28 protein-coding genes and 1 riboswitch are annotated in these 24,806 nt (G+C 57.1%); of the genes, 22 read left to right on the top strand and 6 right to left on the bottom strand.

All coding sequences use genetic code 11. The features are described 5' to 3' along the window. The first annotated feature begins 130 nt into the window (after positions 1-130). Both KJS47_RS08095 and KJS47_RS08090 read left to right on the top strand, forming a co-directional pair. Positions 131-730, top strand: a complete 600-nt coding sequence (locus KJS47_RS08095; protein ID WP_213524322.1) for a hypothetical protein — start codon at positions 131-133, stop codon at positions 728-730. 67 nt (positions 731-797) lie between these two features. Next, positions 798-1,379 carry an LOG family protein gene (locus tag KJS47_RS08090; protein ID WP_213524320.1) on the top strand — a complete coding sequence of 194 codons (582 nt, stop codon included), beginning with the start codon at positions 798-800 and terminating at the stop codon, positions 1,377-1,379. Positions 1,380-1,531: 152 nt separating this feature from the next. Here KJS47_RS08090 and KJS47_RS08085 read toward each other — a convergent pair whose 3' ends face one another. Further along, positions 1,532-2,536 (bottom strand): aminoglycoside phosphotransferase family protein, encoded by a 1,005-nt coding sequence (locus KJS47_RS08085; RefSeq protein ID WP_213524318.1) that lies wholly within the window; start codon positions 2,534-2,536, stop codon positions 1,532-1,534. Positions 2,537-3,201: 665 nt separating this feature from the next. Then, positions 3,202-3,286: riboswitch (cyclic di-GMP riboswitch) on the top strand. A 97-nt stretch (positions 3,287-3,383) separates the two neighbouring features. Between KJS47_RS08085 and KJS47_RS08080 the strand changes: the two genes are divergently transcribed. The 9 genes from KJS47_RS08080 to KJS47_RS08040 all read left to right on the top strand — a co-directional run bounded on the left by KJS47_RS08080 (position 3,384) and on the right by KJS47_RS08040 (position 11,734). Next, the gene (locus tag KJS47_RS08080; protein WP_213524316.1) at positions 3,384-5,216 is read left to right on the top strand and encodes a HAMP domain-containing methyl-accepting chemotaxis protein; all 1,833 of its coding nucleotides are present in this window, start codon (positions 3,384-3,386) and stop codon (positions 5,214-5,216) included. 56 nt (positions 5,217-5,272) lie between these two features. Then, positions 5,273-5,704 (top strand): chemotaxis protein CheW, encoded by a 432-nt coding sequence (locus KJS47_RS08075; RefSeq protein ID WP_213524314.1) that lies wholly within the window; start codon positions 5,273-5,275, stop codon positions 5,702-5,704. Positions 5,705-6,004: 300 nt separating this feature from the next. Next, the gene (locus tag KJS47_RS08070) at positions 6,005-7,189 is read left to right on the top strand and encodes an NAD(P)/FAD-dependent oxidoreductase (protein ID WP_213524312.1); all 1,185 of its coding nucleotides are present in this window, start codon (positions 6,005-6,007) and stop codon (positions 7,187-7,189) included. Between the two features lie 54 nt (positions 7,190-7,243). Next, on the top strand, positions 7,244-8,107 hold the full coding sequence (sigJ, locus tag KJS47_RS08065; RefSeq protein ID WP_213524310.1) for an RNA polymerase sigma factor SigJ: 864 nt from the start codon (positions 7,244-7,246) through the stop codon (positions 8,105-8,107). Between the two features lie 201 nt (positions 8,108-8,308). Beyond that, the gene (locus KJS47_RS08060) at positions 8,309-9,277 is read left to right on the top strand and encodes a helix-turn-helix transcriptional regulator (RefSeq protein ID WP_213524308.1); all 969 of its coding nucleotides are present in this window, start codon (positions 8,309-8,311) and stop codon (positions 9,275-9,277) included. Positions 9,278-9,372: 95 nt separating this feature from the next. Beyond that, complete coding sequence (locus KJS47_RS08055) at positions 9,373-9,882, top strand: DinB family protein (protein ID WP_213524306.1); 510 nt, start codon at positions 9,373-9,375, stop codon at positions 9,880-9,882. Positions 9,883-10,077: 195 nt separating this feature from the next. After that, on the top strand, positions 10,078-10,632 hold the full coding sequence (locus KJS47_RS08050) for a helix-turn-helix domain-containing protein (RefSeq protein WP_213524305.1): 555 nt from the start codon (positions 10,078-10,080) through the stop codon (positions 10,630-10,632). Between the two features lie 44 nt (positions 10,633-10,676). Continuing rightward, positions 10,677-11,417, top strand: a complete 741-nt coding sequence (locus tag KJS47_RS08045; RefSeq protein WP_213524303.1) for an AzlC family ABC transporter permease — start codon at positions 10,677-10,679, stop codon at positions 11,415-11,417. Further along, positions 11,408-11,734: an AzlD domain-containing protein gene (locus tag KJS47_RS08040; RefSeq protein ID WP_213524301.1), complete on the top strand. Its 327-nt coding sequence runs from the start codon at positions 11,408-11,410 to the stop codon at positions 11,732-11,734. The genes KJS47_RS08045 and KJS47_RS08040 overlap by 10 nt, the downstream gene beginning before the upstream one ends. A 29-nt stretch (positions 11,735-11,763) precedes the next feature. On the opposite strand, the gene KJS47_RS08035 is transcribed toward KJS47_RS08040, so the two are convergent. Further along, positions 11,764-12,189, bottom strand: coding sequence for a hypothetical protein (locus KJS47_RS08035; protein ID WP_213524299.1), 426 nt, complete (start codon positions 12,187-12,189; stop codon positions 11,764-11,766). Between the two features lie 235 nt (positions 12,190-12,424). On the opposite strand from KJS47_RS08035, the gene KJS47_RS08030 reads away from it, so the two are divergent. Further along, positions 12,425-12,727, top strand: coding sequence for a YunC family protein (locus tag KJS47_RS08030; protein WP_213524297.1), 303 nt, complete (start codon positions 12,425-12,427; stop codon positions 12,725-12,727). Positions 12,728-12,866: 139 nt separating this feature from the next. Here the strand turns inward: KJS47_RS08030 and KJS47_RS08025 are convergent, their stop codons facing one another. Next, positions 12,867-13,169 (bottom strand): putative quinol monooxygenase, encoded by a 303-nt coding sequence (locus KJS47_RS08025; protein WP_213524295.1) that lies wholly within the window; start codon positions 13,167-13,169, stop codon positions 12,867-12,869. A gap of 234 nt (positions 13,170-13,403) precedes the next feature. On the opposite strand from KJS47_RS08025, the gene KJS47_RS08020 reads away from it, so the two are divergent. The 4 genes from KJS47_RS08020 (at position 13,404) to KJS47_RS08005 (ending at position 15,641) form a co-directional block, all read left to right on the top strand. Continuing rightward, the gene (locus KJS47_RS08020; RefSeq protein WP_213524293.1) at positions 13,404-13,814 is read left to right on the top strand and encodes a VOC family protein; all 411 of its coding nucleotides are present in this window, start codon (positions 13,404-13,406) and stop codon (positions 13,812-13,814) included. Continuing rightward, positions 13,798-14,166, top strand: a complete 369-nt coding sequence (locus KJS47_RS08015; RefSeq protein WP_213524291.1) for an MmcQ/YjbR family DNA-binding protein — start codon at positions 13,798-13,800, stop codon at positions 14,164-14,166. Before KJS47_RS08020 ends, KJS47_RS08015 begins: the two co-directional genes overlap by 17 nt. A 104-nt stretch (positions 14,167-14,270) precedes the next feature. Then, positions 14,271-15,065 (top strand): thymidylate synthase, encoded by a 795-nt coding sequence (thyA, locus tag KJS47_RS08010; RefSeq protein ID WP_213524289.1) that lies wholly within the window; start codon positions 14,271-14,273, stop codon positions 15,063-15,065. Positions 15,066-15,092: 27 nt separating this feature from the next. After that, the gene (locus KJS47_RS08005) at positions 15,093-15,641 is read left to right on the top strand and encodes a dihydrofolate reductase (RefSeq protein WP_249716169.1); all 549 of its coding nucleotides are present in this window, start codon (positions 15,093-15,095) and stop codon (positions 15,639-15,641) included. 66 nt (positions 15,642-15,707) lie between these two features. On the opposite strand, the gene KJS47_RS08000 is transcribed toward KJS47_RS08005, so the two are convergent. Then, the gene (locus KJS47_RS08000) at positions 15,708-16,145 is read right to left on the bottom strand and encodes a hypothetical protein (protein ID WP_213524287.1); all 438 of its coding nucleotides are present in this window, start codon (positions 16,143-16,145) and stop codon (positions 15,708-15,710) included. A gap of 252 nt (positions 16,146-16,397) precedes the next feature. Between KJS47_RS08000 and KJS47_RS07995 the strand changes: the two genes are divergently transcribed. From KJS47_RS07995 to KJS47_RS07980, 4 genes are all read left to right on the top strand, one after another. Next, positions 16,398-17,177: a glucosamine-6-phosphate deaminase gene (locus KJS47_RS07995; RefSeq protein WP_213524285.1), complete on the top strand. Its 780-nt coding sequence runs from the start codon at positions 16,398-16,400 to the stop codon at positions 17,175-17,177. Beyond that, positions 17,174-18,364, top strand: a complete 1,191-nt coding sequence (locus KJS47_RS07990; RefSeq protein ID WP_213524283.1) for an N-acetylglucosamine-6-phosphate deacetylase — start codon at positions 17,174-17,176, stop codon at positions 18,362-18,364. Before KJS47_RS07995 ends, KJS47_RS07990 begins: the two co-directional genes overlap by 4 nt. Positions 18,365-18,477: 113 nt before the next feature. Continuing rightward, entirely contained in the window at positions 18,478-19,641 is a 1,164-nt protein-coding gene (locus KJS47_RS07985) for a Gfo/Idh/MocA family protein (RefSeq protein WP_213524281.1), read from the top strand. Between the two features lie 472 nt (positions 19,642-20,113). Continuing rightward, positions 20,114-20,956, top strand: a complete 843-nt coding sequence (locus KJS47_RS07980; RefSeq protein WP_249716168.1) for a hypothetical protein — start codon at positions 20,114-20,116, stop codon at positions 20,954-20,956. A gap of 173 nt (positions 20,957-21,129) precedes the next feature. Here the strand turns inward: KJS47_RS07980 and KJS47_RS07975 are convergent, their stop codons facing one another. Continuing rightward, positions 21,130-21,585 (bottom strand): GNAT family N-acetyltransferase, encoded by a 456-nt coding sequence (locus KJS47_RS07975; RefSeq protein ID WP_213524279.1) that lies wholly within the window; start codon positions 21,583-21,585, stop codon positions 21,130-21,132. 179 nt (positions 21,586-21,764) lie between these two features. Here KJS47_RS07975 and purT point away from each other — a divergent pair, with 179 nt between their 5' ends. Further along, positions 21,765-22,955, top strand: a complete 1,191-nt coding sequence (gene purT, locus KJS47_RS07970) for a phosphoribosylglycinamide formyltransferase 2 (protein ID WP_213524277.1) — start codon at positions 21,765-21,767, stop codon at positions 22,953-22,955. A 148-nt stretch (positions 22,956-23,103) separates the two neighbouring features. On the opposite strand, the gene KJS47_RS07965 is transcribed toward purT, so the two are convergent. Then, positions 23,104-23,505: a nucleoside triphosphate pyrophosphohydrolase family protein gene (locus KJS47_RS07965; RefSeq protein ID WP_213524275.1), complete on the bottom strand. Its 402-nt coding sequence runs from the start codon at positions 23,503-23,505 to the stop codon at positions 23,104-23,106. A gap of 746 nt (positions 23,506-24,251) precedes the next feature. Between KJS47_RS07965 and KJS47_RS07960 the strand changes: the two genes are divergently transcribed. After that, the gene (locus tag KJS47_RS07960) at positions 24,252-24,770 is read left to right on the top strand and encodes a superoxide dismutase family protein (protein ID WP_213524273.1); all 519 of its coding nucleotides are present in this window, start codon (positions 24,252-24,254) and stop codon (positions 24,768-24,770) included. The last annotated feature ends 36 nt before the right edge of the window (positions 24,771-24,806 follow it).

The following is a 24,806-nucleotide window of genomic DNA, read 5'->3' as shown; positions in this document are numbered from 1 at the left end:
GAGAAGCTTACGGGAGCGGGCTTCGCCTCGTCCCTCTTTTTTCTTATTCTCTTTCAGCTGGGCGGCTTCGATCTCTATGCGTTCGGGGAAGGGCTATCCAATCTGCGTGTCTGGGGCATGTTTTACGTCTATGGTAATCGTCTGCTCGGCGGCGGCCGATCTGCTCACGGTCAAGCTGCTTCGGTACAGGCGGGTGTGGAGAGCGGTTCTTCACACCGTGGCGGGCTATGCCTTCTTTAACGTCTTGGAACGAGACGAATACACTGTCTTGGCCGGAATAATCGGTGCACTGTGCGCCCTTCTGTTTTACGCAGGAACCTTGTTGGTGCAAGGGCCGAGACGCGTGTTCCTCCTGTTCGGGCTCGTGCTTCCGCTCTCCCTCTTTCTTCTGGGGAAAGGGAACTTTACGCAAAAGCGCGGCTGGTCCGAAACCCGCGAGGCGACGTCCCTCTCCGCAAGCTTCCAGCAGTTTCACGGCCGGCATGAGATTCCGGTCGCCGCACGGGAAGGGGAACTGCTTGAGTTCGCCGTCACCTTTGCTATATCGTCCGGCGGCTACGGCTATCACGTCATGGACGAGCAGGGACGACTCGTCGGCATGAACGAAAGCGGCGGCCGGCACATCGTAAAGATCGGGAAGCCGGGCATCTATCGCATCACGATAACAGGAGACCGAGCGGAGGGCGGCTTCCGCGTAGAGTGGAGCCTGGAGGAGGCTCCGAACGGGTAGAATACCGGGAGTCATGTTTTGATTTTTGTATAATAGATATGTGGAATTCGTTAGGGGGACGGTCATCATGAAAAGTATAGCTGTATTTTGTGGTTCCAGTGCTGGAGCATCGAATGTGTACATAGAACATGCCATACGTTTTGGTAAAGAACTTGCGAAACGGGATCTTACCCTTGTTTACGGGGGAGCAAGTGTTGGTGTTATGGGAGCCGTTGCGGATGCTGTCTTAGAGGAAGGTGGACAAGTCATTGGCATTATGCCTGGTTTCCTAGAGCAGAGAGAAATATCGCATAAAGGATTATCCAGGCTGATCGTTGTTGACTCTATGCATGAGAGAAAGGCTACAATGGCAGAGCTTGCAGATGGCTTTGTCGCTTTACCGGGTGGGCCGGGAACATTAGAAGAATTCTTCGAAATATTTACATGGGCTCAATTAGGACTTCATCAAAAACCCTGTGGTCTTCTAAACATTAATCATTACTTTGATCCTCTTGTGGAGCTGTTCAACCATATGACAAAGGAACAATTTCTGCACGAAAAGTACCTATCTATGGCAATTGTAGAGATGGAACCCAATCGGCTGCTTGAACAATTTGCTTCTTATGAACCACCGACCGTAAAAACTTATCTTAAGGAAAACCAGACTTAAGCTCTTCCCTAAAAAACGGAGCTCCGCGGTGCAACGAAGTAGATGGATGGCTAACAGATATTAGAGTTGAAGAAACCGCCCTCATAGGGGCGGTTTATTTGGTTACCAGATAGCTCATGAGCTTCGAAACTCGGGTAGCTGGCCGCCCCGCCTTATCCGGCGCCGTACTTGGCAAGATACAGCGGATAGGAGTGAAGATGAACGGCCTTGGCCCTCTGCTGGGTGGCGTCCCGATGCTCCGGCACCTGCTCCGCCTCGACATAGTCGGCCAGCACGTCGAGGACGTCGTCGAACAGCTTCGCGCGAAAATAAAGGTCCAATCGCTGGACGGTCGCAGCCTCTGCCTCTGCCAGCACGTGCTCTCTCCACTTGGGCCATGCCGGCTCCTGGGTCAGCGGCCAAAGCAGGACGGAATAGTCCATCGCCGCGTCGCCCCGGCCGGACAGGTCGTCCCAGTCGATGATCCGGAAGCGTTCCATGCCCGAGGTCAGTACGTTGTTGCCGTTCAGATCGTTATGCACCACGTCGCCAGCTGGGAGGAGGAAGGCAGGAGTTTGCCGGACCGTCTCGTTCAGCCTCTCTATTTCTTCTCCAAACCACATGATCGTCTCATCGGACACGAAATCTCTAAGCAGCTCGCGCGACTCGACGATTCCGTCGAGATCCTCCCGAAATCGGGATAGGTATTCATCTTCGAATGCCTCTGCATAGGTGCGAGTCTCATTCTGAGGCAGCATGGCGTGAAGACGGTTGTCGCGATGAAGCTTTGCGGCGGTCTCCAGAACGCCTGACAGCACGACCTCGGGATAATGCGCGTCCGCAAGCGAGACGGCATCCTCGATATATTCGAACACAAGGCCGTACGGATACCCAGGCACGATCTCAGTGTCTATCTCAGCGACAAGCCTGGGCGCCGTGTAATGCTCCGTAAGATAATCGCTAATGCTTGCCCATTGCCGCAGTCGTTCCGCTTTTCTAGGCGGTGCCAGTTTGACGTGAAGCCGCGTGCGGCCGTCCGTCAAACAGATGGACAAGTTGCCGAAGCCTCCGGGGTTATAGAGATAGGACGACCGGATGGTATTCGGCGCTAGCCCAATCGCCTGGGCATTCTCTTCCGCCCATTCCGCAATCAAACGCTCTGCTAGGTTTATCTCCATGTCCCACCCCTGCTTCCTCGCGCATGTCGTTCTATACCGGATAGTTTAGCATGGACCCAATGATCGTCATAGGTGCGTAAACTAAGGCAGGATAGGAACGCTGCTGACCGAGAGGAATAGCGAGGAGAGATTACGGGAGTTCAAAGCTGTCGGCTTGATCCGGCAGCTTATTTAGCTTTGGGTTACAGAACAACTAACTATACACTTTTTCTTTTCCAATAACGATATATGTTCTTGTCCCCCTCCGACGAGGGCAGAAGACGTCGGAGGAGGACAAGCTTTTTCCGCAAGAGAGTACACTTGGAACTTTTATTTTGAACCTCAGGATGGGTATATATATCTAATCGAAACACACACATTCCGGTTCCTAAATCCCATGAATATGTTAGATAGTAGGAATAAAGTTCTATAAAAAGTCGAATAAACACCAATTTATGGCTTGAAAAGTAACGTTTTGTCATGTAATATGTGGAAGGAATGACGAAAAATGTCGATTACGTACTCATAATTTGTCGAACTGTCGATTCTATTAAACAGTTTACCAATCTTTCAAAAGCAAAGGAGATTTGATCAATCACATACTGGAATTAACATTTGCTGAATGCTGGATCAAATCGTTTGAAAATCACAAAGCTGGTTTTTGTCAGAAGTTTTTATTGAACCAAAATTGAAAAAGGCAAACTTATTGAAAGATAAGGTCGCAAAACCACGGGTCTAAAGCGCTACTGCCACGACAGCCGGGTTACCAATTGGGGAAATCGAATGCTCCTTTTCCACTAAAGGGGTATTTTTTTATGTCTCATGACCTTAGGAATATCAAATTAGAAGAATGAGGAGCTTGAAACCATTGAAACTGACTGTAAAAAATCGTTTGATTGCGTCTTTCCTGGTAATTCTTATCTTGCCGTGTGTCACGATCGGCTGGTTTTCCTATCAAAAGGCAAAATCTGCGGTAATTGATCAGATTATGGATAGCGCAACCGAGAATGTGCAGTATGTAAACAATCAAATTACTGATCTGATCACCTCGAGTTTGGCTGATATGGACTATTTTGCAAAACAGACCAGCGGAATGATGACCGATGATTCGGGCAGCGCTAAAATCCAAAACGTGCTGGATGCCTATAAGGCAGTCAGCTCCGAATACGAGTCCGTATATTATGGAATGAACAATGGTTTGTTTATTAATTCCCCTGTCCAGAAGATGGATGGATTTGATCCTACCAAGCGGCCTTGGTACACGAAAGCGATGAGTAATAAGGGGAATGCGATTGTGGACGATCCAATCGTTTCGGTGGGGACGGGCCATGTCGTGGTGAACATAGCAAAAGCAAGCGATGACGGCTTGGGAGTAGTCGGCGGGTCGCTCGATTTGGCTAAGCTTTCTCAGCAAGTGGCCGGCTTCACAATCGGACAGAAGGGCTACGTAACTGTCATGGATAAGGACCGCAAGTATATTGTCCATCCTACGATTGCCGCGGGTACCGAAAATAAAGAGTCGTTTGTGCCAAAATTTTATGAGAAGGACTCCGGTACGCTCGATTACGTATTTCAAGGTCTAAACAAGCGGGCGGTATATGCTACCAACCAACTGACCGGGTGGAAAATTGTCGGCGGCATTGAAATGTCCGAAATTTCGAGTGCAACCCAAGGAATTCTTTATACGACTATCGTTGTGATTGTAGTTGCGATTTTGATCGGCATTCTGCTCGTCACTTGGATTGTCCGAACGATAACGGTACCTCTTCAAGCATTAACGAAAACGACGGAAAAAATCGCCGGGGGAGACTTGACGGAAGAGGTGGCCATCCGTTCTAATGACGAGCTGGGGCAGCTATCGGCCTCCGTCAACAAAATGGTTGTCAGCTTACGTGAATTAATCGGCGGCATAATGAGTTCCTCCCATAGTGTTGCCGCTGCATCGGAACAAATTTCCTCTACGACGGAAGAGATTGCAGGCGGAAGCACGACGCAAGCGCAGGCGGCGCAGTATATGCAGGAGCTGTTCAGCGAATTGTCGGCAGCCATTAATTCCGTTGCGGAGAACGCGGAGGAAGCGGCAGAGTTAGCAGCCAAAACCACTTCCATCGCCCAAGACGGAGGAATCATTGTCTCAAAATCCGTACAAAGCATGAATCAAGTAAATCTGCAGATGTCGCACTTAAAGGAAGACTCCAACAAAATCGGAGAAATTATTGAAGTGATCGACGATATTGCCGAGCAAACGAATTTGCTGGCGCTGAATGCCGCCATTGAAGCTGCGCGTGCCGGAGAACAAGGAAGAGGCTTTGCAGTTGTGGCCGACGAAGTGCGGAAACTGGCCGAGCGCAGCGGTACGGCAACCAAGGAAATCACCCTGATTATTAAAGGAATGCAGGAAAACACCTATAAGAGTGTTGCGGCCGTATCCGACGGGGTCCATCAGACGCAAGAGACAGGAGAAGCTTTTGCAAGAATTATTGAGATGATTAACGACACGGAGCGGAAAGTCGGAGAGATTGCTGCCGCAAGTGAAGAGCAAGCCGCCCAGTCTAACGAAGTGATGCATTCCATTGAAAGCATTTCGTCCGCAAGTCAAGAAGCGGCCGCAGCAGCAGAGGAGACTGCGGCTACCTCGCAATCGCTCGCGCAGCTTGCCGAAGGCTTGAACGAGGCTGTCTCCATTTTTAAAGTAAAATAAGAATGAGTCCGCCGGCAGGGGTAAATTTCAAATTGTCTTAAGGGGAGAGTACGACCATGCGGACAGCAACAGAGCGGGAGCAGTATATAGAGTGTGGCATTGGAGATGAAAAATACGGCATTCCTATTCAAGACATTCATGAAATTATAAAGATGCAGGAGATCACTCGTATCCCGAACGTGATGCCCTATGTCAAAGGCGTGATTAACCTTCGGGGGAAGATTGTCCCGGTCGTCAGCCTGCGTCATATATTTCGATTATCCGAAGAGGAGTATTCCAAAACGACGCGCATTATAGTGATCCATCATCAGGAGGATACAGTCGGGATTATCGTGGACCGGGTGAACAAAGTGACCACCTTCTCGGATATTCAGCCTCCTCCAGACCGCGTTGGCGGAGTGTCCGGCAGTTTTCTTGTCGGGATTGGCTTAACGGGTCATGATCTGGTCGGCATTTTGAAACTAGACCAAGTGCTGCTTCATGAATAGGTGTAGAATGTGCCATTAAACTCACATTAGACTAGTTAAATAAGTTGATTTTTGGTTACCTTGTCACATAAACTTTCTAGTAGAGCGATCTCCTAGATGGGCTTCTGAGGCCATAACCTCCTGCGCACCCATCATACCGAGGCGCTCTTCTTTTTCTTTAGACCACAGGAAGGCCTCTATAGCATGCTATCGCGCAGGTCTAATCCCTGATGAAGAGCTCATGCCATGAAAATCGTCCCGATGTCACGAATCAGCACCCTGCCTTGTTATATATGCAAAACGTTAAGGAGCTGAGGAAGGATGAACGAATTGACATGTCTCATTATCGGCGGCGGTCATGTAGGGCTTGGGGCGCTCAAAGCAATAAAGGAAGCGACCGGGGGAATGGCGAACGGACGGCGGATTCGGTTCGTTCTGCTCGACAAGCAGCCCGGTCATGTGCGCAAGGTGTTGTTGTTCCGACCGGCCGTGAGCGGGGAAGAAATTATGCTCCCCTGGACGCATTGGTTTCCGGAAGGAGTCGAATTCGTGCAAGGGACGGTTACGTCCGTGGACAGCGGGACGAAACAAATTCGATATACGGACGCGCAAGGAAAGGATGCTCGAATCGGTTATGACCTTTTGGTCATGGCAGTCGGCAGCATCGTTCGCCGAGCGGATCCCGAGCAGGGCGGCATTAACTTGACCGACCCTCAAGCCGCGGCAGATATCCGAGAGCGCTGGCGCGCCAACCTGCGGCAAGCGGCCATCGAGACGAACCCTGAGGAGAAGAAGCGTCTGATGACCATCGCGGTGGCGGGAGCGGGGATCAGCGGCATCGGGACATCCGCTGAGCTGGCGTTTGCCATGCGCGAGGAGCCGTCGACGCTAGGTCTGAATCCGTCCGATCTCATTATCTATTTACTGAGCGCACAGGATCGGCTGTTCCTGGAAGGACCAGAAAAAGTCGGCCGTAAATTGAACGAAATACTCGGTGAATGCGGGGTGACGGTGCTTTACAACTGCAAGGCCATGCGGGAGGAAGCAGGAGTGGTGACGCTCAGCAGCGGCGATAACCTGAAGGTTGGCCTCTGTATTTGGACGATCGGTCTGATACCGAATCCAGCCCTTCGCACCATGGGCTTGCCTCTGACTCCGGAGGGCCAAGTGCTGGTGGACGAATGCTACCGGGTCAAAGGGGCGCCGGGCGTATACAGCATTGGCGACTGCGCAAGAGTCATCGATCCCGGAACCGGCAGGGCGGATCAGATGACGTGCAAAGAAGGCGGGATGCAGGCGGCTCGACTGGGCAAAGTGGTGATAGCCGATCTGGAGGGCCGTCCCGCGCCGAGCCACAAAGAAGTGATGGATGCCTTTTGCATCGGGCTGGGGGAGAATCGCGGTTTGGTATGGGCGCGCAAATGGGGACTTGATTTCATCCTAACAGGAAAGCTTGCATGGAAAACGAAGAAGCTGGCATGGGAGTTAGCCAGCTCGCTTCGATAGTAACAAAACGAGAAGACGGCGATCTCTAACAGCCAGAAAAAGGTGAGACGACCGATGGAGGAACTGTACGATCAATATAGGGCACTGCTGTTTACGCTGGCGTATCAAATGACAGGATCAGCGGCGGATGCGGAAGATGCAGTGCAGGACGTATTCGTCAAAGCGTGCGATGTCCATCCCGAACGTTTGGAGGAGCCTAAAGCCTATCTGTGCAAAATGGTCACCAACCACTGCATCAATCTGCAGAAGTCGGCGCGGAAGAGGAGAGAAGTATATACCGGTCCGTGGCTCCCCGAACCGATTCGAACGCCGGAGGCGGATTCGCTCGAGACAACGGTCGTCCGCCGCGATCTGCTGTCTTATGCCATGCTCGTCCTGTTGGAAAGGCTGACGCCGACAGAGAGAGCCGTGTTCGTCCTGCGGGAGGCGCTGGGCTTCGACTATTCGGAACTAGCGGAACTGCTCGGCAAGACAGAGACGAATTGCCGCAAACTGATGAGCCGGGCGAAAAGCAAGATGGGACTATCCGAGGAGGAGCAAGTCACGGCCAAGGCGGTCGAGATGGAGTGGATGAACCGGTTCGTGGCCTCCCTTGAGCAGGGCGACTTCGAGCATGTCCTGTCCCTCCTGACCGAAGATGTCATGCTCGTCTCCGACGGAGGCGGCAAAGTGACGGCGTTCAAGCATCCGGTACAAACACGTCATCTTGTGGCCCGAGTCCTGCTCAATGGGTTCAAGAGCTTTGGGGCTGATTCCCAGGAGAGTCTTCCTATCGAGTTTGTCCCTACGAATGGCGAGACCGGCATCCTGCTCCGTTCGGGGAACGAAACCATAACCGCGATCTTATTTCAGCTTCGAGACGGGAAGCTTGCCAGAATCTACTTCGTACGAAACCCGGATAAGCTTACCCGGGTTTAGGGAAGGTTCGTGGGAACGGATTAACCAGAGACCGGAGAGACGACGATTTCCGTGGTCACAGTCCTCACAACCATGGTATGCTAGAGAATAGAGAGTTCATCGTGACCAAGGGCGTCCCATCAGGGACGCCCTTATATGCCAAGAACAACAGTGGCTTACCCCAATCTAGTTCATTTGTTCACATAGAAAAGAGGATTTCCAATGGCGAAGTGGGATAACATGCTGTCCATGCTGTGGATGCTGCGATCCGGAAGGAAGCTCACCGCCGCGCAAATCGCGGACAGTCTGGAAATCAGCGTCCGCACCGTGTACCGGTATCTCGACGCATTAAGCGCCAGCGGCGTGCCGGTCGTCGCGGAATCGGGGCATGACGGCGGCATTCGCATTCTGGAAACGTTCAAGGAGACGCCATTGTTCTTCCAATCCGTAGAGCTCAAGGCGCTTCTGGACGCTTATAAATTCGCACAAGGCGCCGGCTATCCGTATACGGGGGAGCTCGAGAGCGCCCTCAAAAAGGTGGAGAACGGGCTGCACGAAGAGCAGCGCCAAGACCTGTCCGACCGGACAAGCGCCCTGGATGTCATATCTCCGGCGCGCCCGCCCTCCGTCGTACCGCTGCTGCGAGATTTGGAGCAGGCGGCAAAGGAGGGGCAAACGGTCCGTATCGCCTATCGCAAAAGGGATGCAGAGCCGGCCGAACGCGAAATCGATCCGTACGGGCTCGCTTACGACCGAAACGTCTGGTACACTGTCGCGTTCTGCCATCGGTCGCAGGCGGTGCGGACGTTCCGCGTCGATCGGATCGCCCGGCTGGAGCCGACCGAAGGACGGTTCGAGACGCCGGAGCGTTTCTCCGCGTCCGCTTATTTTCGCGAGCAGTCCAAGCAGGGGCGGGAGGCGGAGGGACCGCTGACGGTCATCCGTATCGAGGGGGAGCCCGACACGCTGGACGCGGTTTGCGGCCATTGGCATCTGCGCCACTATTTAACGGAACGGACCGACCGGGAAGCGCGGTTTCTGCTCGACATCCCAACCATGAACAAGTACCTGCCCCGGCATCTATTAACGTTCGGCACGGCTATTCGCATTCTTGAGCCGGTGGAGCTGAGGCGCATGATTCGGGAGCTGGCCCGCGGAATCGCGAACCAATACATAGACGAATCGGACTGATCTTCGCTGACAGCGATTGTCAGCGAACCTGGTATACGATAGAGACAAGGCTGACACAGCTAAGAAGACGAATCAAGGAAAAGGGGGATTTCCCTATGCCACATCCGTATCAAATGTACGACTACCATGTTTGGGCGAACGACCGGCTGTTCGCCCATCTGGAGCAGCTTCCGGAGGAGGCGTTCCACGCAGAAGTGACAAGCGTGTTCCCGTCGGTGTCGCAAACGCTGGCGCATCTGTACTTGTTTGATCGGCTCTATCTGGCCGTGCTCGAGGAATTGCCGAACGAAGAGATTTTTCCGAAGATGCCGGCTTGGAGAGAGGAAGCGCAAGGTAGAACCGTGGACGATATGCGGCGGCTGTTCGCCGGCGCCGCCGAATCGTTCCGTGAGCTGCTGCAGCGTACGCCCGACCCGGATAAGGCGATGACGATTGAGCACCCCACATACGGGAGTCTCGATACTCAGTTCTCCGCCATCCTGATGCACGTGGTCAACCACGGGACGTATCATCGCGGCAATGTGACCGCGATGCTGAGGCAGCAAGGGTATGCCGGAGTTCCGACCGATTATCTGTTCTTTTTGCTGGACCGGCAGCAAGGTTAGCGGTCACGGCTGGCAAGGGCAGGCCCGTAGGGGCCTGCCTTTTTTTCTGCAGAATAGCTCCGTCTCCAAAGAAAGAGTCTTGATCAAAGGTTTTTTATATAGAAAACCAGATAGATAGTTCCTGCCGCATCTTGTATGTTATAGTATACATATGAATGTTATAACGAACGATTATTCCCTATTATGGAGGGCAGTATGCACCCTATCAACCTGAGTATTGGCCGGAACCTATCCCGCATCCGCAAAGAGAGGAATCTTAGCTTGGATAAAGTTTCGGAACGAACAGGGGTAAGCAAGGCGATGTTGGGACAAATCGAGAGGGGGGACTCCAATCCGACCGTGACCACCCTTTGGAAAATTGCTAACGGCCTGCACGTCTCCTTTTCCTCCCTTATGAAAGAAGAAGCGCCGTCCGTGTCGATCGTTTCAAAAGACAAGGAAGAGCCCCTCTCGGAGAATGAGGGGAAATATCGGGTTTATTCGCTGTTTCCGTTTCATGTTAAAAAACAGTTTGAAGTGTTCGCGGTCGAGCTGGACCCGGAATGCACCCATGAAGCGGAGGCTCATCATGCGGGAGTCGAAGAATACATTATGGTTTGCGAAGGCACGTTAGAGGTTTTCATCGATCAAGAAGCCTATGTAGTCAAGCAAGATGATTCGATACATTTTGAGGCAGACAGGCCCCATGTCTATCGGAATTCCGGATCGTCTACGGTCAAATGCTTCATGATCATCCATTATCCAAGCTAAGAGCGAACCGAGAATCAAGACACAGACAACGATGGAGAGGATCAATGGTGCAAGAGCTTGAGCAATTCGACGTAACAAAAGATAGGATTCAAGTAAGGGAAGAGAGCTTCCTGCAAGGAGTCAAAGACTGCGTGCCGACGTTGCTCGGCTACTTGAGCATTGGTTTTGCTGCCGGTGTGGTGGAGAAAACATCCGGATTAAGCCTAATGGAAATCACGCTCATGAGTGTGCTTCTCTATGCGGGCTCCGCTCAATTTATCGTAGCTGGCATGATCGCGGCTCATGGCTCGGCCGCTTCTATTGTGTTTACTATTTTCTTTGTTAATCTGCGCCACCTACTGCTGAGCGCGGCCTTATCCCCTTATTTCCGTCATCTGACTCCTCTCAAAAACGTATTGGTAGGGTCTCTGCTGACGGATGAGACCTTTGGTGTGGCTATCAATCAGACCGCAAAAACGAAACGAATCAGCGAAAGATGGATGCATGGTCTGAATGTGACAGCTTATTTAAATTGGATTGCCGCCAATATAGCGGGAGCCTTTTTCGGCCAATGGATAACCGATCCTGAAAAGTTCGGCCTGGATTTTGCCCTGCCGGCCATGTTTATCGGCTTGTTGGTTCTCCTGATGGCGAGCCGGAGGAAGCTCGCTGTTGATCTTGTCGTTGCCCTAAGTGCGGTTGTCCTTGTTGTCGGCGTATCCTTGGTGTTCTCCGGGAGTGCAGGCGTCATCGTAGCTACCTTGCTTGCCGCAACAATTGGAATGGTGGTGGAGAAATGGAAGTAAGGTGGTCTATTTTTTTGATTATATTGGGGACATCCCTAGTGACGTTCCTTCCAAGAGTGCTGCCGCTTCTTATTCTGAATCGTCTCCAGCTGCCCGATTGGGGAATCCGCTGGCTGAATTATGTTCCCATTGCGGTTATGGCCGCTTTGGTAGGGCAGGAGCTATTCCTGGAAGACGGCAGTCTAGCCCCTTTTCCAGCCAACCTTGAGGTCATTGCCGCAATTCCTACCTTTCTAATGGCGATCTTGTCGCGCAGCTTATTAGGAACTGTCTTGGTGGGGATTGTGTCCATCATGGTGCTGCGCATGTTCGTTTAGGAGGCGGAAGTGAACTGCTGGTGTATCTTTCACCCGTTGGTTTCCTTAGCACGCCGATGCTTTTTTTTCTTCCTTCCGAACACCACTGCCAGCAGCAATCCAAAGAGGCCTCCCGCGGCGGAGATCCACAGCCCGTATAACACGATGCTATAAATAAGGGTTATGAGCAGGATCTCATAATCCGGATCGGGATCCGAGATAAGGAAAGGCAAGCCAAGCCAAGTCGTAAAGTGGGGAGTGAGATAGATACAAAATCCCAGACCGAATACCAGCTTCGGTTGCCCGGCTTTGCCGCGAAACACCAAGCTGCCCCAGCCGATCAAGGAAAAGACAAAAACGGTCGCCAATACGGTTAGCTTAAAAATAGAGGCAAAGGGAGGGACAAAAAAATAAAGAAGGAACCAGGCAAAGAGGGTATACAAACCGCTCCATAACAATGTCATGCCTGCTTTCAAGCGGGTGCCTCCTTTCTCCAAAAGACTAGATTGATCCCGTTAGGTAACACCTTCGCCACTTCTTCTCCCGATCCTCTTGATGGAGACTCCATCGCGTCGTAGAGAGGGACAAGCATTCCTCCCGAGACGAATCACTAGCAATTTCGGGCATTCGGCCCGTACCCCTCGCCGAACGTCCGTCATACGCTGTAGGGAAAGGCCCTATGCGATGGGGCAGAGGAAGGAGTGGGCGAGGATGATGCAACTGAAGCCGATCGCCATTGGCGGCCGGACGGCGCTGGGAATCGAAGTGAAGCTGCCGAAGACGACGCTCCTGGCCGTGGCGACGGACAAAGGCTACATTATGTGCGGGGCGCTGGATATCGCGCTGCTGAACGAGAAGCTGGCCGATCGGCGGATTATCGCGGGACGCGCCGTCGGGGTACGGACGCTCGAGGAGCTGCTCGCGGCGCCGCTCGAATCCGTTACGAAGGAAGCGGAAGCGCTCGGCATCCATGCCGGCATGCCGGGGGCCGAGGCTGTAGAGCGGATGCTTTAGCTTGCCGGGAACCAAAGGGCTGCTCCGGCGGCCAATAGAGAGGACACGGTGCAAGCAGAAACGTACCATAAGCCAAGCAGCCTTTCGGCAGATGCCGGAAGGCTGCTTTTGTTTAGTCGGAGAGAGCTGCTTTGCCCAGCTAGAGGCCCTTCCCGCCAAGCGGAATCAGCGTCTGGGACGCGACGCCGGCGATCAGAGGCATCGCTCGCTGGATGGACGCGCGGGTCTCTTCCGCCTCGAGAGAGGCGTCGTGAGCTTCCTTATGGCTCCAGACCTCGGTCACGTAGACGCAATCCGGCTCGCTCTCCGGGACACTGACGAGATACAGCTCGCATTCGGCGATGTCCTGCGCGGCAGCCGCCGCCTCGAGCAGAAGAGCCGCCAGCGCGTCTCGCTGGCCGGGATGGGTCGTGAATTGGACGAACAGGCCGTATTTGTTCATGACGCTTCCTTCTTTCCTTATCTAAATTTGGGCACAATTGTAATAGATTCGGCAGGAGATGTCTTGGACAATCGCGACAGAGTGAATACCGCCAGATCCCTGGCAGGCATCCCAATCATATAGCGTCCGTCAAGTATGGTCATTCTTTACAAGACGGGTCCGTTCGCGCAGACTAGAATGTAGAGGACAGCTTGCAGCTTTCCAAATTCCCCGAGCTCGAAGGAGGAGCCATCCATGAACGACCCATATGCGCCGCGCGGTTACCGAAGCTTAACGCCATATTTTACGGTCAAGCATGCCGAGGACCTGATTGCGTTCTTGAAAAAGGTTTTCCATGCGGAGGAGCTGAACAGAGGGACAGGGAAGGATGGCCAAATTACGCATTCGGAAATTTGCCTCTGCAATACGATCGTGGAAGTGTCGGAAGGCAGTGACAAATTCCCGCCGAGGACGAACACGCTTCATGTCTTCGTCCCGGATGCGGACGATTGCTACAAGCGGGCGCTGGCGGCCGGCGCGGTCTCCCTCTACGAGCCGGCCGACATGCCTTACGGAGAACGCAGCGGAGGAGTGGTAGATCCGTTCGGCAACCATTGGTATCTCGCAACGTTCAAGGGAGGCGAGGACAATGGTTACTACGGATGAGATTCGAAGCTTGGCGCTGTCCTTGCCCGGAACGGAAGAGCGGGATCACGGGGGAAAGCCTTCGTTTCGTGTAAGGAACAAAATTTTTGCGGTCCTTCCGCAGGACGGGCTCTCCTTGGTGGTCAAGACGACAAAGGACGATCGGTTTCTCTATACGACAATGGCTCCCGACATCTATCTTGTGCCGGATTCTTTCGAGCACCTGGCTTTTATGGTCGTGCGAATGGATCGGGTAGATCCGGAGGAATGCCGGGAGCTGCTGATCCAAGCCTGGAAACGGGTATCCCCTAAAAAAATCGTGCAAGTCTACGACGAAGCTTTAAAAGGAAGGGAACGCATAGGGAGAGACTAGCAAAGGGAATAGCCGCGAAAAGAATGAAATGCCGGCAGTCTCGTTATATAATGATAGAAATCATCCTCGCATCTAGGCGAAGAAGCAATCCCAAGAGGTGAACCATGAAAGCATATTTAGATCTGCTAGGCGATGTACTGGAACACGGCGTTACGAAAGAGGATCGAACGGGGACCGGCACCATCTCGGTCTTTGGCCGTCAGCTCCGATTTGATCTCACAGAGGGCTTCCCTATGGTGACAACCAAGAAGCTGCATATGAAATCCATCATCCATGAGCTCCTCTGGTTTTTGAGCGGAGATACGAATGTGCGTTATCTGCAGGAGAACGGCGTCACCATCTGGGACGAGTGGGCCGACGAAAACGGCGATCTGGGCGAGGTTTACGGCTCCCAGTGGCGGTCGTGGCCGGCTCCGGACGGCAGCAAGATCGATCAGGTGGCCAAGGTGGTCGAGTCGATCCAAACGAATCCGGACTCACGCAGGCACCTCGTCAGTGCCTGGAATGCGGCCGAGGTAGACCGGATGGCGCTGCCGCCCTGCCACTTCGCCTATCAGTTTTACGTGGCGGACGGTAAGCTGTCGTGCATGTTCACGATGCGCAGCGTGGATACGTTCCTCGGCCTTCCGTTCAATATCGCGAGCTATGCCCTGCTGACGCATATGGTGGCCCAGCAGTGCGGCCTTGAGGTCGGAGAGCTGATCTGGTCGGGTGGGGACGTACATATCTACTCGAACCATCTCGAACAGGTGAAGCTGCAGCTGACGCGCGAGCCGTACCCGCTGCCCAAGCTTGTTATCAAGCGCAAGCCGGACTCGCTGTTCGACTACCGGTATGAGGATTTCGAAATCGTCGACTACCAAAGCCACCCTCGCATCAAAGCGCCGATCGCGGTCTGATGCCGGGGAGACGGAAGGAGAGAGAAGATGAACCAGGAGCTCAAGCAGGCCCAGCCGGGCATGCCGGCGCCCACCGACAAGCCGCCGATCGTGCTGGTGGTGGCGATGGCGCGCAACCGGGTGATCGGGGCCGATAACAAGATGCCTTGGCGGCTGCCGGCGGATCTGAAGCATTTTCGCAAGGTGACGCTCGGTCATACGATACTGATGGGTCGCAAAACGTTCGAGTCGATCGGCAAGCCGCTCGACCGCCGGACGAATGTCATCCTGACAAGCCAGCGGGGTTATGCGCCCGAAGGCTGCGTCATCGTGCATTCCGTTGAGGAGGCGCTGGAGAACATACCCGAAGACGGCCTCTATGTGATCGGCGGGGGAGAAGTGTTCCGTCAGGTCCTTCCCTACGCGGACGAGATGTGGGTGACGCTGATCGACGAGGACTTCGAGGGGGACGCGCTGTTCCCGAAGTTCGCTCTTGAGGATTGGATTCTTCAGGAGGAGCGGGAAGGCGTCGTCGACGACAACAACAAACACGCGCACACGTTCCGGCACTATGTGCGCAGCCGGCCGTCTTCCTGAGGGAAGGCGGTTTTTTATGTCAGCGCTTGTTGCTTGCCAGGGGCAGGGAAGCTCTGTCGGGCGCAGCTAGTCAATCTCAATAACAAAAGCGTACGTGCCCCCGCCCTTTTTCCATTCCGTGCGGATGCTGTAAACGTAGGTTCCTTTCTCATCGGGCAGCCGGAACGTATGCCCGTCTAGAATCTGCTCCTCGAGCGGCACGGGAGAATCGGCATCGCGCTTCCATCTCGTGACCTGAATCTGCTCCGGCTTGCCGGTGTAGACGATGCTTAGGACGGAACCGGGGGCCGCCTTGCTCGGCTTCTTCCGTTCGACCAGCTGGGGAGGAGCCGGGGAGTCGGCAACGACCGAGCGGTTCAGAGAGCGCCAGCTATAGGTCCCCTCTTCGTAGGGAATCGTTTCTTTGCCGATCTTGAGCACGGGAGCGGGAGGCTTGCCGGTGCACCCGGCCAGGACCAGCAGCAGGGGCAGCAGGGCGAGCAGGACAGCGATTCTTCGCTTCATGGCTTCCTTCCTTTCTGAACCGAAGGCTTCTCCCTCTCTAACGTGAGAGGAGTCGTATTGGTTGCGACGTTGGTTGAATAACGGTTGATGACGGATGATCGATTGAAGAGCGTGAGTAAATAGCGTCCCATTATAGACAGGGTGATTCGGTACTTTCCTGTCCCATACCGGTTGTCATGCTCCTGTATTTGTTTCATAATGGAGGCGAACTGCCGGATAGGCTTGCTTCTTACACGAATGGGAGGGGAAGACATGACAACGGAAGTGCAACCGATAGCGACGGAAGCTCGCGACCGTCTGCGCGTCGAGGTTTACGGCAATCGCCGGCACATGGGACGCGCTGCCGGACTAGCGGCTGCGGCCAGGCTCAAGGAGCTGCTGGCGAGCCAGGAACGGGTGAGGATGATCTTCGCGGCGGCGCCTTCGCAAAACGAATGTTTGGAAGCGCTCACGCAGGAGGAAGGGATCGACTGGCAGCGGGTGACCGCGTTTCATATGGACGAATACATAGGGCTGCCGAAGGGGGCTCCCCAGCGGTTCAGCCAGTTTCTGAAGGACCGGCTGTTCGATGTGGTGCGGCCGGGGACGGTGCATCTGATCGAGAGCTCGAATCCGAGCGAGGAGGAGTGCGCGCGCTATTCGGCGCTGCTCGCGGAAGCGCCGATCGACATCGTCTGCCTCGGCATCGGGGAGAACGGCCACATCGCCTTCAACGATCCGCCGGTAGCGGACTTCGGGGACCCGCTGCTCGTGAAGCCGGTGGAGCTTGACGACGCCTGCCGGCAGCAGCAGGTGAACGACGGCTGCTTCCCGTCGTTCGGCGATGTGCCGACGCATGCGCTGACCTTGACGATTCCGGCGCTCATGGCGGGCCGGCATCTGTTCTGCGTCGTACCCGGGCCGACCAAGAGAGCGGCGGTGGATGCCACGCTGAACGGCCCGATCTCGACCGAATGCCCGGCGTCTATTCTGCGGAATCATCCGGACTGCACGCTCTACGTGGACACGGACTCTTACGGAGGCCGGCCATGAGCGGGGAGACCCAGGTCTGGGAGGCGCGGCATTACCAGACCGGGTTGCCGGTCCGGGTGACGGCAGGGCCGGACGGCATCCGGTCGATTGAGCCGCTCGGCAAGTCGCCGCTGTACGATGCGGTTGAGACGCGGGAGCATCCGTCGGAGCTTCCCTGGATCGCGCCGGGACTGGTCGATCTGCAGATCAACGGCTACGCCGGCATCGACTTCAATACGCCTCCGGTCGATCCGGAGGCGGTCCGCCGGGTGACCCGCCTGCTCTGGGCGCAGGGGGTGACCTCGTATTACCCGACGGTCATCACGAACAGCGAGGATGCGATCGCGCAGTCGGTTCGGGCCATCGCCGAGGCATGCGAGGGCGATCCGCTGACAGCCGCCAGCGTCGCGGGCATTCACGTCGAAGGGCCGTTCATCTCGCCGGTGGACGGGGCGCGCGGCGCGCACGACAAGCGGTATGTCCAGGCGCCGGACTGGGAGATGTTCCAGCGGCTGCAGGAGGCGGCCGGCGGACGCATCCGTATCCTGACACTGTCTCCCGAATGGGACGGCGCCCCGGCCTTCATCGAGAAGTGCGCGGCGAGCGGCGTTACCGTCTCCATCGGCCATACGGTCGCGGAGCCGGAGCAGATCCGGGCGGCGGTGGCCGCCGGCGCGCGGATGTCCACGCACCTCGGCAACGGCTCGCTCCTCATGCTTCCGCGCCACCCCAACTACATCTGGGAGCAGCTGGCCCAGGACGAACTGTGGCCGTGCATGATCGCCGACGGCTTCCATCTGCCGGAATCGGTGATGAAGGTGTTCCTTAAGGCAAAGCCCGACCAGCTTATGATCGTCAGCGACGCGGTCTACCTGAGCGGGATGGAGCCGGGAACCTACGACACGCATATCGGGGGGCGGGTCGTGCTTACGCCCGAGGGACGGCTTCACACCGCCGAGAACGTCAAAGTGTTGGCCGGCTCGGCGCAGATGCTCCCGTTCAACATCGAGAATCTTGTCCGCTTAGGCTTATGTTCCGCCGAGCAGGCTTGGGAGATGGCGTCAATCCGCCCCGCCGGCTTCATGGGACTGCCGCAGGCGGAGGGCCTCGCGGCCGGAGCGCCGGCGGACGTCGTGCTCTTCCGGTGGCAGGACGACCGGCTGCAGCTCGAGCAGGTTTACAAGCAAGGGGTCAAGGTACATGGTTAGGCACTAGGAGAACGGTCGGTCCTGTCCCTAGCGTCAGCCGTCCTCGACAGCCGGCCGAGCCGGGCAGGCGGGCCGGAAGTATACGATGGTTCATTATGGGAGGAGAAGGAACGATGAACTTGGGCATTATCGGCTATGGAGCCCGCATCCGCCACGTGGCTGAGGAAATACGGAAGCAGGATCCGTCTGTCCGCATAGCCGCCATCTGTGATCCCAAAGGAGAGCAGATTGCGGAGAGCTTTCGCCTCGAGGGCCTTGAGCCGCCCGCGATGTACGCGACGCCGGAGGAGCTGCTGGAACATCCTGACCTGCAAGGGGTTCTGATCGGCACCCGCTGCTCGCTGCATACGGAAATGGCGCTCAAGGTGCTGCCGACCGGCATTCCGCTCTTCCTGGAAAAGCCCGTCTCGATCACGATCGAGGAGGCGCATCGGCTGAAGCGGGGGTACGAGGAGGGCAAGTCGGACGTCGTCGTCTCGTTCCCGCTGCGCGTCACCTCGATCGTGAAGCTGGTGAAGGAGATCGTCGATTCCGGCAAGATCGGCACGGTCGAGCACGTTCAGGCGATCAACAACGTGCCGTACGGCGGCGTGTACTACCACAATTGGTACCGCAACGAGAAGGAGACCGGCGGGCTGTTCCTGCAAAAGGCTACGCACGACTTCGACTATATCAACCATGTGCTCGGCCTGAAGCCGGTACGCGTCTGCGCGATGACGTCGAAGCAGATCTTCAAGGGCGACAAGCCGGCCGGTCTCACCTGTCCCGCCTGCGACGAGAAACACACCTGCATGGAGAGCGTCGTCACCCATGCCAAAGGCCGGCACGCAGGCGACGCTTGCGCCTTCGCGGTCGATACGGGGAACGAGGATTCCGGCAGCGCTCTCATCCAATACGAGTCCGGCATGCACGTCTCCTATTCGCAAAATTTCTTTGCCCGCCGCAAAGCGGGCGCGCGCGGCGCCCGGTTCCTCGGCTATGCGGGGACGTTGGAATTCGACTTCATGACCGGGCTGATCAAGGTCTACATGCACCATACGCCCCGCGTCGAGACGTACGAGCTGGAGCACGGGGAAGGCCACTTCGGCGGAGACGCGGCGCTCGCCCGGAACTTCACGGAGCTGATGAGCGGAACCGGACGCTCGGTCTCGACGCTGGGCGAGGGATTGCTGAGCGCCCTCATGTGCATCCGGGCAACCGAATCCGCCCGCACCGGCTCGTTCCAGGAGATTGCCTGGGAGGATGCGCGGTACGGGCTGCAGACCGCTTTGACCTGAGCGGGGGGCGGAAGGGGACCTGATGCTGGCCACGGATACGGCCGCCACCGCTTGCCCGGTCGTCCCGACCGTGGATACCGGGCTGACGCCGACGGCCCGGTCGCCCCGGGAGCCGCGTTTCGCCCCGGGCAGCACCCAGGGGCGTCGGGGCGTCGCATGACCATTGGCAATCGCCCGACCGGCTCCCTGTTCAGCTGTGCCACAAACGACGCTTCTCCTTTGGAGGAGCGTCGTTTTTTTGGGTTTTTTGTGAGGGACGGGGCGGGAAAAATGTCGGATGAGCAGCCAAAGGCTGGAAAAATTTGATAAAATAGAAGCCAGTCCGCCCGGCGGCTTTCCTGCTCTCCCTTCTCGAAAACCGGGCTCCTAATTATTTGCTGCCCAGGGAAGAAAAGAAGCATGCCGGGGTACCCTATCGTTAACCATGCCGTTCTTAGCCGTCGGCGTGTTCCATTCTAGAGGAGGGCTTCCTTTGATCGCACGTACCCGTCTGGCGGCCGTTGCCGTCTCCGCCGCCGCGATGCTTCTCGTATCCGGCTGCGAATTCGGCCTGCTGCCCCAGCATGCCGCCCCGCATAAACACAGCCATTCGGCCTCCACCTCGGCGGAGCCGGGTGACCCTTCCGCTTACCAGGCGGCCTGGACGGTCGGTGAGGAAGGAGCGGACCACGTCCGCCCGATTACGATCCAGATTGCCGACAAGGCCGGCAAGCCGGTCGAGAAATTCGACATCAATCACGAAAAGAAGCTGCACCTGATCGTGGTCAGCAAGGACCTGACCTATTTTGAGCATCTGCATCCGGACTACCAAGGGGGCGGCCGGTTCGAAGGCCAGTGCACCTTCCCGGCGGGAGGGGAGTACAAGCTGTTCGCCGATTTCGTCCCGTCCCGCCAGGCCCAAACAACGCTCAGCGAAGGGGTGACTCTGCCTGGAGCGCCGCTGGCTAACGCATCCAAGAAGCTGGCGGCCGATACCAGCTTCACCAAGACGGACGGTACCGCCCGGGTGACGCTGTCGATCGACCGGCTGCAGGCCGGCGCGATGACGATGCTCAATTTTGGCTTCCGGGACAAGGACAGCGGCAAGCCGATCACCGATCTTCAGCCGTATCTCGGCGCAGTCGGGCACGTGGTCGTGCTGAGCGAGGACACGGAGCAGTATCTGCACTCGCACCCGGCCGACGAGAAGGCCAAAGGACCGGATGCCATGTTCCACGTCACCTTTCCGAAGCCGGGGCTCTATAAAATCTGGGGCCAGTTCCAGCGGAAGGGCGAAATGATCATCGTGTCGTATGTGGTGGAAGTGACCCCGTAGCGTGTTCGTCTATCGTGAAAGGGATCCTGCAGCGTCGTGGAAGTGACCCCGCGGCGCCTGCCGCAGGCGATTACGGTGGGCTTACGAGACGCGTGTCAGCATACCGGGAAGTCCCGCCCGGGGCAGCCGGTTCCGGGTTTACACGCCGGGAGATGGGGAAGCCCATCTCTCGGCTATTTCTGCACGCGGGTATCGGGGAGCAGGTAATGCGTCGCATGCGCGAACCGGTTCCCCGCCGCAAAGCCGAGCTTGCGGTAAAACCGGTCCGCCTCGGGGTTGTCGGTGCGCAGAACGACCGTTTTCCCTTCCCATCTCGCCTCCTCAAGCACAAATTCAACCAGCCGGCGGGCGACCCCTTGCCGGCGCCAGTCGGCGGAGACATAGAGATGGCGCAGCCGAACGAACGCCGGATCTCCCAAATAAGGATCCTCGTTCAAGCCGCAGATGCCGATGAGCTCACTTCCGATGCGGGCCACCGCGAGTCGTTCGCCTGGCCGGTCGAACCGGTTCGCGCCGGAGGAATATTCGTCGGCGAGCCTTTGGACGAAGCGGTAGCCTTCCCGGACGCTTTCCCGGATGAGGGGCTCCAGCTGGTCCGGCAGGGAGATCGGTTCGATGGCAATGGTCATACAATCAGCTCCTTGACATGTATGGTGGGTTCCGAGCGGACGATCGCCCGGAGGACGTGTGAACGGACCAGCCGTCGGAGCTTATCCGATCTTGCTCCGTGGGGGAGCATCCCCTAAGATAGAGGAGAACCAGAATTCGTGGACAAGCATCCAGGTTAAGAACAACGGAGGGCGATGGAATGTACGGAGCACCTTTATCTTCGCAAGCGAAAAAAATGCTGCTGCTCGGCTCCGGCGAGCTCGGCAAGGAAGTCATCCTCGAGGCGCAGCGGCTGGGCGTGGAAACGGTCGCAGTGGACCGGTACGAGCATGCGCCGGCCATGCAGGTGGCGCACCGGTCTTATGTCATCCCGATGCTCGACCGGGCGCGGCTGCGGGAAGTCATCGAGCGGGAGCGGCCCGACTGGATCGTGCCCGAGATCGAGGCGATCGCCACCGAGGAGCTGATCGAGCTCGAACAGGAAGGCTTCTGCGTCGTTCCGACCGCCCGCGCTTCCCGGCTGACGATGGACCGGGAAGGCAGCCGGCTGGCCGCCGAGACGCTGGGGCTGCCGACGGCGCGCTATGCGTTCGCGGACAGTCTGGAGGAGCTGAAGGAGGCGGTTCTCGCGATCGGCCTGCCGTGCGTCATCAAGCCGATCATGAGCTCCTCAGGCAAGGGACAGAGCGTCTGCCGGGAGGAAGCGGACATCGAAACCTGCTGGACGCTCGCGATGGAGGGCGGCCGGGCCAAGAAGACGCGCGTCATCGTCGAGGAATTCATCCGCTTCGACTCCGAGATTACGCTGCTAACCGTCCGCTCGGTTTCGGGCACCGCCTATTGCGAGCCAATCGGCCATGTGCAAAAGGACGGCGACTACATCGAGTCGTGGCAGCCGCATCCGATCACCGAGGGGCAGCTCGAGGAGGCCAAGCGGATCGCGAAGACGGTGACGGACGAGCTGGGCGGCTACGGGCTGTACGGCGTCGAGCTGTTCCTGGCCGGAGATCGCGTCATCTTCAGCGAAGTGTCCCCGCGGCCGCACGATACCGGCATGGTGACGATGGCGAGCCAGGACCTGTCCGAATTCGCGCTGCACGTCCGCGCGATTCTCGGCTTCCCGGTGCCGACGATCCGGCTGCTGACGCCGGCGGCGACGCATACGTGCAAGGCCGACCGGGACAGCCGGGAGTTCCGCATCGGCGGCCTTGAGCAGGCACTGGCGCTTCCGCATACCCAGGTGCGCGTCTTCGGCAAGCCCGAGACGAAGCCGGGGCGGCGGATGGCCGTCGCGCTCTCGACGGCGGACACCGTAGAGGAAGCGCGCCGGCTGGCTGCGGAAGCGGCGGCCGCGCTCCGGATCAAGTACGGAGCGGGAGAGCCGCAATAGCCGAAGGCGGCAATGCCGCACGAAGCCAGAGGCACGAAGAAGCGAGGAGGCCGGCCGGGCCTTCTCGCTTTTTCGTGCTGCGCTTCGTGCGCGGGTTTGCGCGGTGCGGCGGAGCGGCTCGGGATGCAGCCGAGCTGCGCCTTTTCGCTCAGCGGCTGCCTCGTGCGGCCTCCGCCTCCGTGCTACCGGCGACGGCGGCGGAGGCCTCATCTCCGGAGCCAGCTTCCTTCGAAGCGGCTGCCTGTTCCAGCCGGCACAGCCATTTGTCCTGCAGTGCCCGTTCGAGGTCCATGCCATGATAAGAGGCCATGGACAGCAGCAGACCCACCACATCGGCCAGCTCGTCCCGGAACTCCTTTTGCAGCTGCTGCGGGCTTTTGTCGCGGCTCCGGCTCTGCTTGCTCAGCTCCAGATAGCTTTGCGTCAGCTCGCCGAGTTCCTCCTGAATCTTGAGCAAGTACCAGTCTCCCGTCCTCGCGATGCCGTGCGTCTCGCAATAGCGGGCGGTTATTTGGTCGACTCCCTGTATAAGCGTCTTCAACTCCATCATCCATTCCTCCTGTGGCCGTTCCTCGCCTTAGCCTGAGCCTTGTCTATCTCCCTGCAGTCCGGTTCCTCGAACCATGACGCGCATCCGTGCGGGTTCGTGGTAACCCGGATGCCGGCAGGACGCGCTCGCCGTCAGCTGGCCGGGGACTTGCAGATCATAGGGTAGGCCGAGCGGCTGACCGACCTCTTCCGACGGCTGTTAGCTTCCAGTATAAGGGCAGGCGCAGACAAGGGGAAGACGGTAGAGATTCTCCTGCTTGAAAGGGTACTTCCGGTGAAAAGAAAGCCGCACCCGTTCCGCTCACGGCTCAGGCCCGCACATACGGCTGAACGCGACGAGCACTATTTCGCCTGCTCTCATCACGCGCCTTCTGCCCCGCCCGCGGCTCTGCCCGCCCGCGCCGCCGACCGCTAATGGCACTCTGGATCGCCCGTGTCTCCGCCGGCTCTCATCACGCGCCTTCTGCCTGCTCACAGCGCTGGCTCGCCCCAGCTGCGGACCGCTCCGGCTCTCTGCCTCGCCCATGCCTCAAGCGGCTCTCCGCACCACCCCGCTACGTGGCTCCGATCCATGCCGGGCGAGCCGGCGTGTCAGGGTCCTGCGACCCGGAAGGAGCCCAAGGATAGGACGCCCAGACGATGCCGCTGGTAGCAATTTCCTGCTCAAGGATCAAATATTCGGTTGGCCCGGCTCGGAAACGTGTAAGGAGGTGTGTGACCCTATTCTTGGACAAGGAGGAGATGAGCATGAGCAATCGGCTGCGGGTAGGGGTGCTGTCCGTGTTTCTGGCGCTGTCTCTTACCCAATGCAGCGGCAACGACTCGATGTCGGTTGATTTGCACAACACGCAAGGGCAAAAGGTGGGCACGGCAAAGCTCAGCGAATCGGACAAGGGCGTCAAGCTGACGATTGATGCAGCGGGTCTGCCGCCGGGCAAGCACGGCTTCCACCTGCATACGACCGGCAGCTGCCAAGGGCCGGATTTCAAATCGGCGGGCGACCATTATAATCCGGATGGAAAGAAGCACGGGCACGAAAATCCGGACGGCCACCATGCAGGGGATTTTCCGAACGTCGAGGTCGCGCAGGACGGCACGCTCAAGGTGGAGATCCTCACGAAGGACGTTACGCTGGAGAAGGGCAAGCCGAATTCCCTCCGCAAGGAAGGCGGCACGGCCATGGTACTGCACGAGGCGCCTGACGACTACAAGACCGACCCGTCCGGCGATTCGGGAGCCCGGCTCGTGTGCGGAGAAATTCATTAAGGGCGGGGCGGCCGCTGCCGGTACTTGCGGCTGTTC

The organism is Paenibacillus sp. J31TS4, from assembly GCF_018403265.1.
Taxonomy (GTDB): domain Bacteria; phylum Bacillota; class Bacilli; order Paenibacillales; family NBRC-103111; genus J31TS4.
Note: the sequence above shows the minus strand (reverse complement) of the source record. Positions and strands in the feature narration are given on the sequence as shown.

Bases quoted from the DNA above. Each gene is read 5' to 3' on its own strand.
- thyA (WP_213524289.1), top strand. From the start codon at position 14,271: ATGAAAGCATATTTAGATCTGCTAGGCGATGTACTGGAACACGGCGTT.
- sigJ (WP_213524310.1), top strand. From the start codon at position 7,244: ATGGAGGAACTGTACGATCAATATAGGGCACTGCTGTTTACGCTGGCG.
- KJS47_RS08000 (WP_213524287.1), bottom strand. From the start codon at position 16,145: ATGAAGCGAAGAATCGCTGTCCTGCTCGCCCTGCTGCCCCTGCTGCTG.
- KJS47_RS07985 (WP_213524281.1), top strand. From the start codon at position 18,478: ATGAACTTGGGCATTATCGGCTATGGAGCCCGCATCCGCCACGTGGCT.
- KJS47_RS08060 (WP_213524308.1), top strand. From the start codon at position 8,309: ATGGCGAAGTGGGATAACATGCTGTCCATGCTGTGGATGCTGCGATCC.
- KJS47_RS08025 (WP_213524295.1), bottom strand. From the start codon at position 13,169: ATGAACAAATACGGCCTGTTCGTCCAATTCACGACCCATCCCGGCCAG.
- KJS47_RS07960 (WP_213524273.1), top strand. From the start codon at position 24,252: ATGAGCAATCGGCTGCGGGTAGGGGTGCTGTCCGTGTTTCTGGCGCTG.
- KJS47_RS08055 (WP_213524306.1), top strand. From the start codon at position 9,373: ATGCCACATCCGTATCAAATGTACGACTACCATGTTTGGGCGAACGAC.
- KJS47_RS08085 (WP_213524318.1), bottom strand. From the start codon at position 2,536: ATGGAGATAAACCTAGCAGAGCGTTTGATTGCGGAATGGGCGGAAGAG.
- KJS47_RS07975 (WP_213524279.1), bottom strand. From the start codon at position 21,585: ATGACCATTGCCATCGAACCGATCTCCCTGCCGGACCAGCTGGAGCCC.
- KJS47_RS08015 (WP_213524291.1), top strand. From the start codon at position 13,798: ATGGTTACTACGGATGAGATTCGAAGCTTGGCGCTGTCCTTGCCCGGA.
- purT (WP_213524277.1), top strand. From the start codon at position 21,765: ATGTACGGAGCACCTTTATCTTCGCAAGCGAAAAAAATGCTGCTGCTC.
- KJS47_RS08070 (WP_213524312.1), top strand. From the start codon at position 6,005: ATGAACGAATTGACATGTCTCATTATCGGCGGCGGTCATGTAGGGCTT.
- KJS47_RS08005 (WP_249716169.1), top strand. From the start codon at position 15,093: ATGAACCAGGAGCTCAAGCAGGCCCAGCCGGGCATGCCGGCGCCCACC.
- KJS47_RS08045 (WP_213524303.1), top strand. From the start codon at position 10,677: ATGGTGCAAGAGCTTGAGCAATTCGACGTAACAAAAGATAGGATTCAA.
- KJS47_RS07965 (WP_213524275.1), bottom strand. From the start codon at position 23,505: ATGATGGAGTTGAAGACGCTTATACAGGGAGTCGACCAAATAACCGCC.
- KJS47_RS07995 (WP_213524285.1), top strand. From the start codon at position 16,398: ATGACAACGGAAGTGCAACCGATAGCGACGGAAGCTCGCGACCGTCTG.
- KJS47_RS08040 (WP_213524301.1), top strand. From the start codon at position 11,408: ATGGAAGTAAGGTGGTCTATTTTTTTGATTATATTGGGGACATCCCTA.
- KJS47_RS08075 (WP_213524314.1), top strand. From the start codon at position 5,273: ATGCGGACAGCAACAGAGCGGGAGCAGTATATAGAGTGTGGCATTGGA.
- KJS47_RS08090 (WP_213524320.1), top strand. From the start codon at position 798: ATGAAAAGTATAGCTGTATTTTGTGGTTCCAGTGCTGGAGCATCGAAT.
- KJS47_RS08050 (WP_213524305.1), top strand. From the start codon at position 10,078: ATGCACCCTATCAACCTGAGTATTGGCCGGAACCTATCCCGCATCCGC.
- KJS47_RS08030 (WP_213524297.1), top strand. From the start codon at position 12,425: ATGATGCAACTGAAGCCGATCGCCATTGGCGGCCGGACGGCGCTGGGA.
- KJS47_RS07990 (WP_213524283.1), top strand. From the start codon at position 17,174: ATGAGCGGGGAGACCCAGGTCTGGGAGGCGCGGCATTACCAGACCGGG.
- KJS47_RS08095 (WP_213524322.1), top strand. From the start codon at position 131: ATGGTAATCGTCTGCTCGGCGGCGGCCGATCTGCTCACGGTCAAGCTG.
- KJS47_RS08020 (WP_213524293.1), top strand. From the start codon at position 13,404: ATGAACGACCCATATGCGCCGCGCGGTTACCGAAGCTTAACGCCATAT.